Source organism: Glaciimonas sp. CA11.2 (genome assembly GCF_034314045.1).
Taxonomy (GTDB): domain Bacteria; phylum Pseudomonadota; class Gammaproteobacteria; order Burkholderiales; family Burkholderiaceae_D; genus Glaciimonas.
In genome coordinates, this window is sequence record NZ_JAVIWL010000001.1 from 1,156,764 (window position 1) to 1,172,666 (window position 15,903).

Annotated in this window: 14 protein-coding genes; 10 read left to right on the plus strand and 4 right to left on the minus strand. The window is 48.5% G+C overall.

Annotated elements, in window-relative coordinates; genetic code table 11:
- The first annotated feature begins 1 nt into the window (after position 1).
- From RGU75_RS04935 to RGU75_RS04945, 3 genes are all read left to right on the plus strand, one after another.
- Complete coding sequence (locus RGU75_RS04935; RefSeq protein WP_322233537.1) at positions 2–1,015, plus strand: alpha-E domain-containing protein; 1,014 nt, start codon at positions 2–4, stop codon at positions 1,013–1,015.
- 30 nt (positions 1,016–1,045) lie between these two features.
- Positions 1,046–1,864 (plus strand): transglutaminase family protein, encoded by an 819-nt coding sequence (locus RGU75_RS04940; protein WP_322233540.1) that lies wholly within the window; start codon positions 1,046–1,048, stop codon positions 1,862–1,864.
- A gap of 221 nt (positions 1,865–2,085) precedes the next feature.
- Positions 2,086–2,955, plus strand: a complete 870-nt coding sequence (locus RGU75_RS04945) for a peptidase (protein ID WP_322233543.1) — start codon at positions 2,086–2,088, stop codon at positions 2,953–2,955.
- Between the two features lie 440 nt (positions 2,956–3,395).
- Here RGU75_RS04945 and RGU75_RS04950 read toward each other — a convergent pair whose 3' ends face one another.
- Both RGU75_RS04950 and purM read right to left on the minus strand, forming a co-directional pair.
- Positions 3,396–5,021, minus strand: coding sequence for a hypothetical protein (locus tag RGU75_RS04950; RefSeq protein WP_322233545.1), 1,626 nt, complete (start codon positions 5,019–5,021; stop codon positions 3,396–3,398).
- 700 nt (positions 5,022–5,721) lie between these two features.
- Positions 5,722–6,765 carry a phosphoribosylformylglycinamidine cyclo-ligase gene (purM, locus tag RGU75_RS04955; protein ID WP_322233547.1) on the minus strand — a complete coding sequence of 348 codons (1,044 nt, stop codon included), beginning with the start codon at positions 6,763–6,765 and terminating at the stop codon, positions 5,722–5,724.
- Between the two features lie 153 nt (positions 6,766–6,918).
- Here purM and RGU75_RS04960 point away from each other — a divergent pair, with 153 nt between their 5' ends.
- The 7 genes from RGU75_RS04960 to panB all read left to right on the plus strand — a co-directional run bounded on the left by RGU75_RS04960 (position 6,919) and on the right by panB (position 13,298).
- Positions 6,919–8,001: an AI-2E family transporter gene (locus tag RGU75_RS04960; RefSeq protein ID WP_322233549.1), complete on the plus strand. Its 1,083-nt coding sequence runs from the start codon at positions 6,919–6,921 to the stop codon at positions 7,999–8,001.
- Between the two features lie 95 nt (positions 8,002–8,096).
- A complete protein-coding gene (gene hda / locus RGU75_RS04965) occupies positions 8,097–8,837 on the plus strand; it encodes a DnaA regulatory inactivator Hda (RefSeq protein WP_322233551.1) in 741 nt (246 codons plus the stop codon).
- A complete protein-coding gene (locus tag RGU75_RS04970; RefSeq protein ID WP_322233553.1) occupies positions 8,834–9,505 on the plus strand; it encodes an HAD family hydrolase in 672 nt (223 codons plus the stop codon). Before hda ends, RGU75_RS04970 begins: the two co-directional genes overlap by 4 nt.
- A gap of 217 nt (positions 9,506–9,722) precedes the next feature.
- Positions 9,723–11,102: a polynucleotide adenylyltransferase PcnB gene (gene pcnB, locus RGU75_RS04975; protein ID WP_322233556.1), complete on the plus strand. Its 1,380-nt coding sequence runs from the start codon at positions 9,723–9,725 to the stop codon at positions 11,100–11,102.
- Positions 11,103–11,113: 11 nt separating this feature from the next.
- Positions 11,114–11,593 (plus strand): 2-amino-4-hydroxy-6-hydroxymethyldihydropteridine diphosphokinase, encoded by a 480-nt coding sequence (folK, locus tag RGU75_RS04980; RefSeq protein ID WP_322240250.1) that lies wholly within the window; start codon positions 11,114–11,116, stop codon positions 11,591–11,593.
- 216 nt (positions 11,594–11,809) lie between these two features.
- Complete coding sequence (locus RGU75_RS04985; protein ID WP_322233558.1) at positions 11,810–12,457, plus strand: deoxynucleoside kinase; 648 nt, start codon at positions 11,810–11,812, stop codon at positions 12,455–12,457.
- A 1-nt stretch (position 12,458) separates the two neighbouring features.
- A complete protein-coding gene (gene panB / locus RGU75_RS04990; RefSeq protein ID WP_322233559.1) occupies positions 12,459–13,298 on the plus strand; it encodes a 3-methyl-2-oxobutanoate hydroxymethyltransferase in 840 nt (279 codons plus the stop codon).
- Positions 13,299–13,522: 224 nt separating this feature from the next.
- Here the strand turns inward: panB and can are convergent, their stop codons facing one another.
- Positions 13,523–14,191, minus strand: a complete 669-nt coding sequence (can, locus tag RGU75_RS04995) for a carbonate dehydratase (RefSeq protein WP_322233561.1) — start codon at positions 14,189–14,191, stop codon at positions 13,523–13,525.
- Between the two features lie 436 nt (positions 14,192–14,627).
- On the minus strand, positions 14,628–15,767 hold the full coding sequence (gene dnaJ, locus RGU75_RS05000) for a molecular chaperone DnaJ (RefSeq protein WP_322233563.1): 1,140 nt from the start codon (positions 15,765–15,767) through the stop codon (positions 14,628–14,630).
- Positions 15,768–15,903 lie beyond the last annotated feature (136 nt).

Consider the following 15,903-nt stretch of genomic DNA (forward strand, 5'->3'; position numbering starts at 1 on the left):
CATGTTGAGCCGCACCGCAGATCACTTATTCTGGATGGCCCGTTACACCGAGCGCGCTGAAAATATTGCACGCATGCTGGATGTACATTTGCAAACAGGCATGTTGCCGCAGGCGGATGAAGACGTTGAGCAAGGCTGGCGTGCCCTCCTCGGCATCTCCGAGCTACAGGAGGCTTATGATAAGCGACATAAAACATTGACACCGCAAAACGTCATCGATTTCATGGTCCGCGACCCGGCTAACTCATCCTCTATTTCCGCCTGCCTTACTCAGGCGCGGGAAAATGCACGCGCAGTGCGGGGAGCATTAACCACGGAAGCCTGGGAAATCCAAAATGCCACCTGGCTAAAAATGCAGGGCTATCTGAAAACTGATGCGCTAGATCAAAACCCTGCAGAATTTTTCGAATGGGTCAAACATCGCTCGCACCTCTCACGTGGCGTGACAATCGGCACCATGCTGAAGGATGAAGCATTTCACTTTATCCGCCTCGGGACTTTTTTGGAGCGTGCAGATAATACTGCACGGATCATTGACGTCAAGTTTCATAGCGCCAATGAGAAGCAGCAAAAACAATCTCAATCTCAGTCCCAATCGCAAGATCAGGAACAAAAGCACGAACAGGCACTCGAAGCGAAGACCGAGCCGCAAATTGACTTCTACTATTGGGCAGCAATCTTGCGTTCGGTTTCAGCGTTTGAAATTTATCGTAAGGTGTATCGTGACGTCATCACGCCGGCACGCGTCGCTGACTTGCTGATTTTGCGCGCGGACATGCCACGCTCACTTGCGGCATGTATGGAAGAGGTCCTCAATAATCTGAAACACGTCAGCAATAATGTATCAGCTGATACGGAGCGCTTCGCTGGCAAGTTGCATGCTGAACTTCAGTTCGGTAGCATTGATGAAATTCTTGAGGCCGGTCTGCACGATTATTTGACGGTATTTTTCGAGCGCATCTTTGAATTGGGCAATCGTATCAGCCGTGACTTTCTGGTTCCACTAGCGGCCTGACCGGCCTCTGCTCCACTTCCGCTAACTATCATGCTGCTGACCATCAGGCACGAGACGATTTATCACTATACCGAAGAATTAACCTACACGATTCAACAGTTGCGATTGACGCCACGTCCCGAAGAGCATCAGCGCACACTTAACTGGCATATCACCAGTTCCGGTGTGCGCAATCCCTTCACGGATGCGTTCGGCAATCTGAGTCATATGTTGACCATCACGGGTCGGCATAACGAAGTCAGGATCGTTGCCGAAGGCAGCATCGCGGTCACCCCCTTGTACTTGGGGCGATTGCCACAAACCGGTGCAGTTTCTCCACTCGTGTTCACCGTAGCAACATCGCTGACCCAAGCGACGCCAACGATCATCGAGTTTGCCCATCGTCACTTATCACGTAATCCAAACAGCGAGGATTTAGTCACGCTGGCGCAAGCCATTTGCAATGCGGTCACCTATCAAAGTGGCTCCACGCTAGTCACCAGCAGCGCAGATGATGCATTACGACTGGGCCAAGGTGTTTGCCAGGATCATGCACATTTATTTCTTGCCTGCTGCCACGCTGTTGGCATCCCGGCCTGTTACGTGTCCGGCTATATCGATCCGGGGAATAGCGATCACGCTGAAAGCCACGCGTGGGTAGATGTGTGGGTGGCCCAGTCAGATTTTACAGGCTGGGTAAGCATTGATGTCACCCACGCGTGCTTTGCCAGCGATGCCTATTGTCGGCTGGCGATCGGCCGCGATTACGACTCAGCCGCACCAGTTCGGGGCGTTCGTCGTGGTGGCGGAGAAGAAACCTTGAGTGTCAGTGTCCATGTCAGCGCTAAAGCGCTAAGTTTAAGTCCATGATAGTGCGCACTAGAAGATATGCTGATGCATGACACTTCGTTTCAACGCATGAAAAGCAATCCCTGACGGAGCTTAAATACACATTCAAAATATAATAGTTCCAACATGAAATATAGTGGAAAATCGACTTGTTGCATCTTGATGTGCGTGTTACTAGTTAGATAACCAGGATTAAATGGCTATGCTGTAAAATCCATTTTTTGTATTTTGAGCTCTACATCATGACTTATTGTGTTGCTATGCGCCTGAAGGCCGGACTCGTTTTCTTGTCCGATTCGCGCACCAATGCTGGCGTTGATCACGTCAGCACTTTTCGTAAAATGAGTGTCTTTGAGAATCCTGGCGAACGCATGCTAGTCATGATGACTGCTGGCAACTTATCCATTTCGCAATCGATTAAACAAATCATTTCAGAACACACTAATGCCGATGGCAAAAGTATCTGGAACGCCACCTCAATGTACGAGGCAGCGCAAATAGTAGGCGCCGCTATTCGGTTGGTGTACGAGCGCGATGCGAGCGCCTTGCAAAAATTTGGCATCGACTTCAACGTCGGCATCATTTTTGGTGGCCAGATCAAAGGTGAGCGCTGCCGTTTGTTTCAGATTTATTCGGCAGGCAATTTCATCGAAGCGCATGACGAAAATCCCTACTTCCAGATTGGTGAATCCAAATACGGCAAACCGATCATCGACCGCGTGTTGGCTGGATCGGAAATCACCCTAGATCAGGCTGCGAAGTGTGCGCTGATTTCAATGGATTCAACGTTGCGCTCCAATCTATCGGTTGGCTTGCCGCTAGATCTGCTGGTATATGAAAGTGGACAATTGGCCTTGACCCGCTTCGTCACTATCGATTCGAAAAATGAATATTTCAAATCCATTTCGAGCGGTTGGTCTAGTCGCTTGAGAGAAGTTTTCGACGAAATCGAAGACCCGGTCTGGCACACGGTAGCAACTGCCGTCGATTCAGCAGCGTTGAAAACCGATCAACGTCAACCCTTGGTAACGATGCCAAAAGAAATCAATTGGGTTGGCACGCCAGCGGCACTACAAACGCTGGCCCAGAATGACGAAACGGGGCAAAAGTAGATTTATTTGATTTACTTCACGTCGCCTGAATTAGGATTTTTCTTTCGGTGACGTGTATCAAATTCAGTCGTATTTTTTACTATCTCAATAAATTCTTTGTAGTCACCATTCGTCGAACATCGGATCGAACCTTTAAAAAAATTCCCCTGACTGGTTGGCACTTCACAAAATATGCTTTCATAATGGAGACGGTCCGACGTCGCCCAACGCAGACACGACGTCGATACCATTCTGGATCGCAGTATCCATTCAGCTTTTCTGTTCGCCAGCTCGACGCAACCCGAATAACAAGCAGTCCATCAGAACATTATTAATCGCGAATCTATACGCGACATAATAAAAGACGAGTACGTCGAAAGGCTTAGCCATTCAGCCGATTACTTCAAACGTACCAGTTTTAGAGGGTAATCGACGTCTTTAACTCGTCTTAATCTGCTTGATCAAAAATGCCCGCGAACAAATCCATGAACGTCAGTAATCATGGAACCACAAGCAAAAGCTCCCTCACTGGTTGATGTAAATCGCAGTTTCATATCCTCATTGCTTGGTTCAAATATCATTTCTAAAGGCCTCCAGTTCGGCGTCAAATAATGAGAGGAATTTTTGTTGGCGCTACCAATATTAAATGCTTTACTGGCGATGACCGTACCTGCACGGTCAAGCGCTTCCAACATAAAAGTCTGATCTGCACCTAGAGCAAGACCCTTCCCACATTTTGGCATTACATTGTTTCCTGCGTAGAAAGAAATCTTCAAATTTCCCCTACGGGACTCATCCAAAGCTTTTAAGCTACCTTCAATCACACCTGCTTCGCCACCATTTGCTCGAGTACTGTTCAACATAACCGCTCTGGTATTTCCAGGAAGACTTTTGCCAATGATCTTATCGGTATACAACGTCACTGCCTTCAATGCTTCCCAACTGCCAAAATTGCCAACCACGACCACACCGGGATCTTCTTTATTTATTGGATGCTCCAGGAATTTTCCATCATCAACAAGATGGCGCTCCACCTCAACACAGGCTGCCTCTCCTGTTGCGGCCTCTTGAGAATTATCGACAGCCGTGACGACTATATTGCCATCGACTTGCATTGATGCTGGGAGATTCAAACAGTGTCCGTAATTATTTAAATTCACATGTGCATTCGTACCATTGACCATCCACGACACGTTACGAAATTTGCCATGAGAATCCAGAGCAGATATCGTCACCGTGTCTGTACCCGCAATACGATAGATTGGATAGCCATCTGATCGGGTTGCGGGTCTATTGACCTGCAAAGTGAGTTCATGCCCGAAAGGGCCTTCTGCAGTAGTAGCGACATCTACTTTCCCCAAAGGGGTTGGATCAAATTTTGCATAATAAGGATTTGCTTGATATTTTGTGAAATTATTACTGTGCTTACTTCCGTTAGATACTCTTTCTGGAACCGAAAAAACCCCGCGAATGAACTGACGTTTAAAGCCGCCAGGAAAAGCAATTTCATTCGTAAAGTGATCTCCGGAATATTTAGGAAGGGTGTTATTTACGTTGATCCCGCCAGGAGCATCAATCATGTACAACATATCACCGTAAAAAGAAGTAACGGAAGAGCTATATGTTGTGCTTTTTAAGGCCGACTCCTTGCCGGAAATACCATGATAGAACGGTTCCAGAGTAAGATTTCCGTCCACTGTTTTACCAGGAATATCTCCTTTTTGAAAAATATCATCAGGGTTGACGTGACTTTTTATGGCACGAAGCTGCCAACGCTTATCGTTACGCCACACCATGGGTAAATCTTCGCCGCTGGGATTATTCACCGCGTTGTGGCCCGGTGCTGCCGTTAGATCAACACAAATCGTAGTGGTCGCTTTTAGCCAGTCCTGATAATAACGCTGCTCTTTTATTGCATCAGTTGCCCAAATCGGCTCTTTTCCCTTAACCGGCAAACACTCCTCCGGTACAACATAGGGCACATCGATATCGCCAAGTGTCTGCGCAGACAAAAGAGGACTAAAAGAACAAAGAGCGGCAACGCTACTCAAACAAAATAGAGATATTTTTTTCATGATATTTAACATATAAAACGCCACAAATTCTATGGCATAGATTGAATCGAACAGGGAAAACTTATTTGGAAGAAAGAGACGACTGCATCGCCTTGCAACAAAGCGAAAACGACACAGATCATGCGCGGCCGACCCCATGCTAATATCACCGTCGCCCCTTTTGAGGGTCCAGGTGCCAGCAGCAGTGACTTGTGAAAACAGCTCGCCTTAGGCGGATGCGCTCAAGGGTCTTATCATCACCCCAATAAGAAACTCAATGGCCATTGCAACGCGTGCTAAATCCCCGCAATGCAAGCAATGTCGATGCAGCGAAACTATTTGAGGTCACAGATTCAACTCACCGACAATTCGGGTGTTTGTCTGACTCCTAGCCACGTGAAGATAATATCAGTACGACATAATTTTTAAATCCAGACGAATCTGAAAGTTGAGTAAGGCTTTTCTTTTTTTTAAAAGAAAAAATCTTAGGCATTAGAAATCTACGCAGCATTAATAAATGGCAGCACTAAATCATGGGATTTTCGCCAGGCGCTTAAAGATTTTTAATCATCCCGGAAAACTTCGTCGTCTGGAATGATCATCCGGCAGGCGCTTCACCGCGCGACTGTATAGATGCAAGGATTGTATTTACTTTTACATCATTGGTTTCCACGTAAAAAAGGCCACGAAAATTTCTTCGTAGCCTTTTTTAATACAAATTACTGTAAACGTTTTACAAAACGATCGTCTGTGCTTCGCCTTCAGCACGTGTGCGGATTGTACCGATTTTGAAAACCGTCTCACCGGCAGCTTGCAATTGTGCAAACGCAGCGTCAGCGTTTTCCTTAGCCACAATTACCGCCATCCCGATACCGCAGTTGAAGACCCGATGCATCTCGTCATCAGCCACGCCGCCGTGCTGTTGCAGCCATGTAAAGAGTGGTGGCATCGTCCAGCCATCGCGATGCAGTTCAGCGGTTAGATTGTCTTGCAATACACGCGGAATGTTTTCTACCAGGCCGCCACCAGTAATGTGGACCATGCCTTTGACTTCCATCGCATCCATCAAGGCCAGCAATGGCTTGACGTAAATCCGGGTCGGCGCCATCAAAACATCCGCTAGTGGACGACCGTGGAAGTCCGCGTCCAGATCAGGCTGTGCAACCGAAATAATTTTGCGTACCAATGAATAGCCGTTGGAGTGCGCGCCAGACGATGCCAGACCAAGAATGACATCGCCCGGCGTGATTTTGGTACCGTCGATCAATTTCGACTTCTCTACCGCGCCCACCGCGAAACCGGCAAGATCGTATTCGCCTTCCGGGTACATACTTGGCATTTCGGCGGTTTCGCCACCGATCAGCGCGCAACCAGCTTGCTCGCAACCTTGAGCGATACCCTTGATGACGTCGGTGGCGATGGCAACATCAAGTTTTCCGCAAGCGAAATAATCCAGGAAAAACAACGGTTCGGCACCTTGCACCAAAATATCGTTGACGCTCATGGCGACCAGGTCGATACCAACGGTGTCGTGGCGGTTCAGCATAAATGCTAATTTCAGCTTGGTGCCGACGCCATCGGTTCCAGAGACCAGCACTGGCTCCTTAAATTTCTTGCTGATTTCAAAGAGAGCACCAAAACCGCCGATGCCACCCATGACGCCTTCACGCATTGTGCGCTTGGCAAAGGGCTTGATAGCCTCGACTAAAGCGTCGCCGGCGTCCATGTCAACGCCGGCGTCGCGATAAGAAAGAGAAACATTGGTTGTTGAAGTCATGATGTGATTGGCAGCAGAGGCGGTAAAATAGAGGAATACGTCCGCGCGTAGCAAAACAACAATAAGTAAACACTCTATTAGTGAGTTTACTTTGTTCCGTTACCGCGATAAAAGCGCTATTTTATCAAACCGATTCAACTATCCCCCAATTACATGCCATTTTCTTTTACTGACGAACAAAAACAAACAATGTTATGGCTAGTTGTGGCGATATTGCTCATTGCGCTTTTTGTTGCTTTGGGGCCGATCATGACGCCATTTGTGGCTTCTGCCATCCTCGCATACGCGCTGAACCCGGGTGTTGACTGGCTAGCTAGGCGGCGGATTGGAAAATACCCTTTTCCACGGGCGTTGGCGGTATTGCTTGTCATGCTGATACTATCGCTTGCGATTCTGGCAGTTATCCTCATTGTGATACCGGTGTTGCGGACTGAATTTCCGTTGTTACAAAACCAAATTCCAAACTTTTTGACCAAATTAGATGGTTTTATTGGCCCGCACCTGGAAGACTTTGGTATTCATTTTCGACTAAATAGTAGTGGTATCAAAGAGATGCTGACCAAACAAATGGCAACCAGCGGTGACGAAATCTGGGCTGCGGTTCTGGCTTCGGTCAAAGTCGGTGGAACCGCGGTATTAGGTTGGATCGCAACGATACTGTTAGTCCCAATCATGTTATTTTATCTATTGCAAGACTGGCATCGATTTATTGCCACATTAGGTCACATGGTCCCGCGTCGCTGGCAAGCCAAGACCAATAGCATGGCCCTTGAAGTAGATGGATTGCTGGCGCAATATTTCCGCGGTCAATTGTTGGTGATGTTGGTTCTGGCGATTTATTACTCAACCGGCCTGGCAATTGCAGGTTTTGACGTAGCGCTGCCGGTCGGCATCATCACCGGTTTGCTGGTGTTTATTCCATACGTGGGCTTTGGTCTCGGTTTAGCGCTGGCGCTGATCGCAGCGATGTTACAGTTCAGCGGTTTTCACGGTTTAGCGGCAGTGGCAATTGTTTATGGATTAGGTCAAATGCTTGAAAGTTTCTTCCTGACGCCGCGTTTGGTCGGTGAGCGGATTGGCTTGCACCCGCTGGTGGTAATTTTTGCTTTAATGGCATTCGGACAACTATTTGGATTCGTCGGCATCTTGCTGGCGCTACCAACTTCGGCGATTATGTCGGTCATTGTGAAACATATTCGCATGCATTATCTGAATAGTAGTTTTTATACTCAGTAAAATGCATTTATATCAACAACGTACGGAATTTAATAGCGCATTCAATGCGCAACTCAATACGCAATTAAGTCTGTAAAAAGTATGAAAAATCAAGCATGAGGCAATTACTACTCGATATTACTGCCGACGACGCGCAAACGCTCGATACTTTCGTGATTGGAAACAATCAGGAAGTGTTGCAGTTTTTGCGCCAATTGACAGCGCCATCGACTACCTCAGCAACCGCACCGGGAGATCGATTCGTCTATTTATGGGGTCAATCCGGTGCCGGAAAAAGCCATCTGTTGCAAGCCTTTGCACGCATTACTAACGCCCATCTGATCAGCGCTGCTGATTTAAACGCGCATCATGCAATTGAATACAACGAGTCCTATAGCGCTGGTCTGTTTCATTTTTCTGCCGAAGATACCGGCTATCTGATTGATGATTGCGACAAGCTATGCGCAGAAGATCAGATTTTGGCGTTTGCTTTATTTAATCAAATTCGTGAGCATGGCGGTTGGTTTATTACCAGTGGCGCACAACCGCCAGCAGAATTAACCCATACCATACGTGAAGATTTGCGAACGCGACTTGGATGGGGCCTGATTTATCAACTAAATGGCCTCAGCGATGAAGAAAAAATCTCAACATTGTCACAAGCAGCGCAAGCACGTGGACTCACCTTGTCGAGTGGCGTGCTACCCTATCTCATTACGCATTTTCGACGCGATATGCGCTCATTAATGGAAAAACTGGACGAACTTGATCGTTACTCGCTAGAAACTAAGCGTCCTATAACCCTGCCGTTGTTACGCAGCCTGTTACAACTCGAATCTGAAGAAAAATCACTATGAATCTGGCCCTATTCGACCTTGACCACACTCTGCTGCCGATCGACTCGGATTATGAGTGGGGCCAATTTTTAATCCGCATCGGTGCGGTGGATGCTGATCTATTTAGTAAAAGTAATGCCGAATGGTTTGCCCAGTATCAAGCGGGTACACTCGATCCGGTAAAGTATTTGGAATTCACTTTCGGCACGCTGTCTACATTTCCGCGTAAGCAGCTTGACGCCTGGCACCAACAATTCATGAAAGAAGTGATCGTGCCGCGGATTACTCCGCAGGCGTTAGACCTTCTGCAACAGCATCACGATGCGGGCGATCTGGTCGCCATCGTGACAGCCACCAATAGTTTTGTCACCGAACCGATTGCGAAGGCACTTGGCGTAGACTTTTTGATTGCCTCCGATCCAGAAACTACGGATGACGGAGAAATCACCGGAAAACTGTTAGACACGCCGACATACGGCCCTGGTAAGGTTATTCATACCCACGCATGGCTGGCAACGATGGATATGACGCTCTCCAGCTTTCCACGGTCTTTTTTCTATAGCGATTCGCATAACGATCTACCGCTGATGATGCTGGTGACCGATCCGATCGCTACCAACCCAAATGCCCAGCTAAAAGCACATGCTGACGCACACGGTTGGTCAATACTGCAGTTGTTCGACGAATAGACACATCTCTAAAAAAACCGTAACAAACGCCCCAATTTGGATTGGCGATGCTGCCAACTATGCAATCTCATGCAAATGCAAGTTTAAGTGTTAATACAATCACACCATTTGCAATAACGAGAGCATGCATCGCACAGACAAGCTTGGTAGATGCAGGTGGTTTTTTGAGTTCGTCTGTAGTCGAGGCGACATATAGCCAACATATAATCAAGACACAATGATCAAAAAGCTGATTCGCTCCATTCTCGGACCCAAAAAAAAGGTGGAAGACCACACCAAGCCGGTGGTGCTAAGCCCCAAGCAACATGGCATTGACCTTCAACTCGTTTCGCCCAATGCGATCCGTGTCACCAGCACCTTGCAAGAAGCCGGTTTCAAGGCCTTCATCGTCGGTGGTGCGGTCCGCGATCTTCTATTGGGCGTTAAACCAAAAGATTTCGACGTCGCCACTAACGCTACGCCGGAGCAGGTCAAACGGTTATTTCGACGCGCCTTTTTGATCGGCAAGCGCTTTCAAATAGTCCACGTCATGTTTGGCCAAGAGTTGATCGAAGTCACCACCTTCCGTGGCGCCTCATCGACAGGCGCGCCAAAGGATGAGCATGGCCGGGTGTTACGCGACAACACGTTCGGCGAGCAACATGAAGACGCAATCCGACGCGACTTCACGATTAACGCCATGTATTACGATCCAAGTAGCCAGAGTGTCCTCGATTATCACGGAGGAATTGCGGATATTCGCTCCAAGACCTTGCGCATCATCGGCGTTCCCGAGGCCCGCTATCGCGAAGATCCGGTGCGCATGTTGCGGATTGTTCGCTTCGCCGCCAAGTTAAACTTTACGATTGAACCGGACACCCGCGCCCCGATTCCTATTATGGCAACCCTCATCAATAACGTGCCGACTGCACGCGTATTTGATGAAATGCTGAAATTGCTCATGAGCGGGCATGCGCTGGCTTGTCTGCAACAACTGCGCAAAGAAGGCTTACATCACGGCCTTCTGCCGCTGCTGGACGTGGTTCTTGAGCAACCGATGGGCGAAAAATTCGTCACGCTGGCATTAGCAAATACCGATCAGCGCGTATTGCAAGGCAAACCCGTTTCGCCCGGCTTTCTCTTTGCATCGTTGCTGTGGCATCAAGTACTCGAAAAATGGACGGCCTACAAAGCTGCTGGCGAATTTCCTATTCCGGCGCTGCATCTTGCCGCGGATGATGTGCTGGATGCCCAAACCGACAAGTTGGCGTTGCAACGGAAAATCGCTTCAGACATGCGCGATATCTGGGCTATGCAACCGCGTTTTGAACGTCGCGTAGGTAAAGCGCCATACAAATTGTTGGAACATATACGCTTGCGTGCGGGCTACGACTTTCTGCTATTGCGCTGCGCTTCCGGTGAACTGGATAGCGAACTGGGCGAATGGTGGACCGCTTTTATGGAAGCCGACGGTACAGGCCGTGAAATTTTGCTGGCACAGAAACCAAAGTTGACCAACGAAGGCCCGCCGCCAAAAAAACGTGCGCGACGCCGGAGTCCGCGCAGTCCTGGCAGCAGCAACAGCGGTAACAGTAGCGGCACGCAGGACGGTGCTTAAGCGTGGCTGATCTGCATCCTGTCAAAAGTTACATTGGTATCGGTGCGAATTTGGGCGACGCCAAGGCACACGTGCTTAACGCTATTATGCAACTGGGCAGATTGCCCAAGACATCAATCATTGCGCAATCCAGCCTGTTCCGCACGGCTCCGATTGATTCCAGCGGCGATGACTACATCAACGCTGTGGTCAGCCTCGATACCGTATTAACGCCGCATGCGTTGCTGCAAGCGCTTCAGGACATTGAGCAACGTTTCGGCCGCGAACGTCCCTATCCGAATGCACCACGTACTCTGGATCTGGATCTGTTGTTATATGGCGCGATGACGATCGCCGATGCGATCTTGACCGTGCCACATCCCCGCATGATACAACGCGCTTTTGTCTTGATCCCGCTGTTGCAAATTGACCCTTTTATCACCATACCCGGACACGGGCCAGCGCATCAGTTCATGCCGCAAGTGGCAGATCAGTCGATTGCCAAAATTTAACTGAATCAATATTGATAACACCAGCGGAACGTGTGATCTTCGGTGATATTGGGCCAACGCCCAAAAGCGTTTACGCTAAACTTGTTACACCATGCTCGCTAAGTACAGACCAACGCAACATGACCACAATCTTTTTTGCGACTGTTCTCATGACAATATTGCCACTTATTCATTCACATCGTATGTGAGTTAAGCGATCCCTTTTATCTTTCGAATATGAATCTACATAATTACAGGTACGTCGTGGTTGAAGGCCCTATCGGAGTCGGTAAAACCACCTTAACGCAAAAAATCGCGGCACACATTGGCGCACAAGTTCTGCTCGAGCAACCGGAAAGTAACCCATTTCTGGAAAAGTTTTATGCCGATCAATCGCGTTATGCGCTATCGACCCAAATGTTTTTCTTGTTCCAACGCGTCAATCAGTTGCGCAGCCTTTCACAGACCGATCTTTTCGATGGCTCGAGCGCGATAGTTACAGATTTTTTGCTCGATAAAGACCCTATCTTCGCTAATCTGACCTTAGCTGACGAAGAGCTGAAACTGTATCAACAACTTTACGATCACTTACGTCCACAAACACCAACACCCGATTTGGTCATCTATCTGCAAGCTGAACCTGACACGCTGATTGAACGCATTAAAAAACGTGGCATTCCAATGGAATCGGGGATTACCCTCGACTATCTCAAGCGATTATGTGAGAGTTACAGCCGCTTTTTCTACGATTACGAAGCCGCCCCTTTACTGATCGTGAGTAATCAACATATGGATCTATCAGGCAATGATGGTGATTTCGCATTGCTGCTGGATCGCATCGAAAGCATGCGTGGCAAGCGTGAATTTTTTAATCGCGGAGAATAATATGGCAGGCTATTTGCAAGGCGAAGCGGCGACATCAGCGCAGGCACGGACGAAACCGGTAACGATACCAGTGCTGCAAAACATGCGTGATAAGGGCGAAAAAATTACCATGCTGACTTGTTACGACGCTAGCTTTACCGCGCTGCTGGATCGCTGCGGAATTGACACTATATTAATTGGTGATTCGCTCGGCATGGTGTGTCAGGGACATTCGTCAACATTGCCGGTAACCGTGCAAGATATTGCTTATCACACAGCCAGTGTCAGTCGCGCCAAGCCCACCGCACTCGTGCTTTCCGATTTACCGTTCGGCAGTTACGGCACGCCGGAGACCGCCTTTATCAACGCCGTACAGCTGATTCAGGCTGGCGCACAAATGGTCAAATTGGAAGGCGGCGCGTGGCTCGCGCCAACCGTGCGCTTTCTCACTGAACGCGCGATTCCGGTCTGTGCACATCTCGGCCTTACGCCGCAGTCTGTGCATCAGATGGGCGGCTACAAAGTACAGGGTAAAACCAGCGCTGCGGTGGAACAACTGAAATCTGATGCATTGGCATTGCAGGCTGCCGGTGCCAGCATGGTGGTTCTCGAAGCGATCCCGGCGGTGCTGGGCAAGGAAATCACTGAATTGCTTACTATACCAACGATAGGCATTGGGGCTGGTCCGGATTGCTCCGGGCAAGTGTTAGTGTTGCACGATTTACTGGGCGTGTTTCCGGGTCACAAAGCACGCTTTGTTAAAGATTTTATGCAAGGCCAACCGAATATTGATTCAGCCATCAAAGCGTATATCGCGGCGGTGAAGGACAAGTCATTTCCTGCGCCGGAGCATTGCTTTTAGGAATATTCTTTAATCCGCTCTTAAACGCTTTAGCGGCAAAATAAATCGAGCAAGATAAATCGATCACGATAATCGATCAAAATACAAAAATCCCCAATCGGACATTCCTGATTGGGGATTTTTTGTGAGCGATTTACTTTCTTATAAACGGCTCTTCAAAGATCAATTTATTTTGAAATCGTTTTCGCGCTAGCGTGCCCAAATCCGATTTTTCTTACTTTATCTCAATCTTCATACCGCTTCAGGCTGCAGATCATCGCTTTCGCCAAGTCGTCCGGACCACTGGCAGTGACGCCCAAATCTCTCAGCAAGCCGTCTTGCAAGCCATACACCCAACTATGAATCGTCAGTTCCTGCCCTCGCTCCCAAGCATCTTGAACGATCGTGGTTTGACAGATGTTACCGACTTGCTCCATCGAATTGAGCTCGCACAGGCGATCATGACGCAATTGTTCCGGTAAAGCCTCACCCAAATAGCGCTCATGCTTTTGATGCACGTCCTGGACGTGACGCAACCAGTTGTCAGCAAGCCCGACCCGGCGCTTGGTCAACGCCGCATGAACGCCGGAACAGCCGTAATGACCGACCACGAATACATGTTTGACCTTCAGCACATCAACTGCAAATTGAAGCACCGATAAACAGTTCAGATCGCTATGCGCAACAACGTTTGCAATATTCCGATGTACGAATAATTCACCCGGACGAAGGCCTAATAATTCGTTTGCCGGAACCCGGCTATCAGAGCACCCAATCCAGAAATACTCTGGTGACTGTTGTGCTGCCAATGTTTTGAAAAATCCAGGTTCACGTGCCGTCATCCCGGCAGCCCATTGACGGTTGCTTTCGAAAAGTTGTTCCGTGGTTAGGACATTTTTATGTTCTATCATCATTTTCCAATCAAATTAACGGATTATCAACATGATGTTTATGCAACTCATGTAAGCCCGCGTGCACGACATTTTATCGAAAATGGCGCGTAAGAACTTTTTTTTTGAAAGCCCTGCTAAAAGTGACGATAATTTGCACCTAAATATTGGTAATCGACACATGCATTGCAGAGCTAACATTTGTTAAAAACAACACATAAGCGCGATGGGAGTGTAGCGAGAAAATGCTAACTACGATTGTATTCGATTCCGAATTACCAATTTATTGGATATGGCTAGCTATCAGTCCAGTCGCGGACCACAGCTTGAAATAAGACAGCGAAAGTAAAATAGACAATAGCCGCTAACCATTACGGATCAGCGGCTATTGAAGGCGCAAGCTAAAAGTTATAGACAGATTTAGGACATCGAACCCGCCTAGGTTAAGCGCCATTACACCCTATTCAAAAAACTCTTTAACCTTATCTTTCCACGATTTACTCTGAGGATTGTGCTTAGCACCGCCTTCAGTAGTCAGTTCGTCGAATTCACGCAGAAGGTCTTTCTGACGATCGCTAAGCTTGACTGGTGTTTCAACCACAACATGGCAAAACAGATCACCCGCATAACCTGAACGCACGCCTTTGATACCCTTGCTGCGTAGACGGAAGGTTTTGCTAGATTGCGTTCCCTCAGGAATGGTAAAGGAGACTTTGCCATTTAACGTCGGCACTTCAATTTCACCACCCAAAGCTGCTTTGGCAAATGAGATCGGCATTTCGCAATGCAAATCATCACCATCACGCTGAAATACGCCATGTTGCTTGATATGAATTTCGACATATAAATCGCCAGGAGGACCGCCGTTTGTGCCCGGCTCTCCGTTGCCGGATGACCGAATGCGCATTCCGTCGTCGATACCTTCCGGGATTTTCACCTCGAGCGTCTTGTTACGCTTGATACGTCCAGCGCCTGCACATGACGCGCACGGCTCAGCAATCACTTTTCCGCTGCCATGACACTTAGGGCAGGTTTGCTGGATGCTGAAAAATCCTTGCTGCATCCGCACTTGACCATGACCGCCGCAAGTTGGGCAGGTTACCGGCTGCGTTCCAGGCTTGGCACCACTGCCGTGACAAGGTTCGCACGCATCCCACGAAGGAACCCGAATCGTGGTATCAAAACCATGCGCAGCTTGCTCCAGCGTGATTTCCAGGTTGTAGCGCAAATCTGCGCCGCGATATACCTGAGGACCGGCGCCACGACCACCTCGCGCGCCACCGCCACCGCCGCCACCAAAGATGTCCCCGAAGATATCACCGAAAGCGTCGGCAAAACCACCGCCACCGCCACCGCCGCCTCCACCCATATTAGGATCGACACCCGCGTGACCATAGCGATCATAGGCCTCGCGCTTTTGCGGGTCCGATAGCATCTCGTAGGCTTCTTTGCCTTCTTTGAATTTATCTTCGGCGCCTTTACTATCCGGATTACGGTCCGGATGATGTTTCATCGCGAGTTTGCGGTACGACTTCTTGATCTCTTCATCAGAAGCGTTTTTCGCTACACCCAGAATTTCGTAAAAATCACGTTTCGCCATGTTTTGGCACCTTACTTATTATTTAAGAACACAGTTGCTATTTTTAGCGTATCTGCGACAGCTCACCATTCGGTCAGAACTTCCCTACCGAATTTAACGATGTCCGACAATTAAACCCAGCGAAGGCGTTTAAACA

Coding starts and splice junctions, on each gene's coding strand:
- hda (WP_322233551.1), top strand. CDS start 8,097: ATGAGGCAATTACTACTCGATATTACTGCCGACGACGCGCAAACGCTC.
- can (WP_322233561.1), bottom strand. CDS start 14,191: ATGATGATAGAACATAAAAATGTCCTAACCACGGAACAACTTTTCGAA.
- RGU75_RS04985 (WP_322233558.1), top strand. CDS start 11,810: ATGAATCTACATAATTACAGGTACGTCGTGGTTGAAGGCCCTATCGGA.
- purM (WP_322233547.1), bottom strand. CDS start 6,765: ATGACTTCAACAACCAATGTTTCTCTTTCTTATCGCGACGCCGGCGTT.
- RGU75_RS04935 (WP_322233537.1), top strand. CDS start 2: ATGTTGAGCCGCACCGCAGATCACTTATTCTGGATGGCCCGTTACACC.
- dnaJ (WP_322233563.1), bottom strand. CDS start 15,767: ATGGCGAAACGTGATTTTTACGAAATTCTGGGTGTAGCGAAAAACGCT.
- pcnB (WP_322233556.1), top strand. CDS start 9,723: ATGATCAAAAAGCTGATTCGCTCCATTCTCGGACCCAAAAAAAAGGTG.
- RGU75_RS04945 (WP_322233543.1), top strand. CDS start 2,086: ATGACTTATTGTGTTGCTATGCGCCTGAAGGCCGGACTCGTTTTCTTG.
- RGU75_RS04970 (WP_322233553.1), top strand. CDS start 8,834: ATGAATCTGGCCCTATTCGACCTTGACCACACTCTGCTGCCGATCGAC.
- RGU75_RS04950 (WP_322233545.1), bottom strand. CDS start 5,021: ATGTTAAATATCATGAAAAAAATATCTCTATTTTGTTTGAGTAGCGTT.
- RGU75_RS04940 (WP_322233540.1), top strand. CDS start 1,046: ATGCTGCTGACCATCAGGCACGAGACGATTTATCACTATACCGAAGAA.
- RGU75_RS04960 (WP_322233549.1), top strand. CDS start 6,919: ATGCCATTTTCTTTTACTGACGAACAAAAACAAACAATGTTATGGCTA.
- panB (WP_322233559.1), top strand. CDS start 12,459: ATGGCAGGCTATTTGCAAGGCGAAGCGGCGACATCAGCGCAGGCACGG.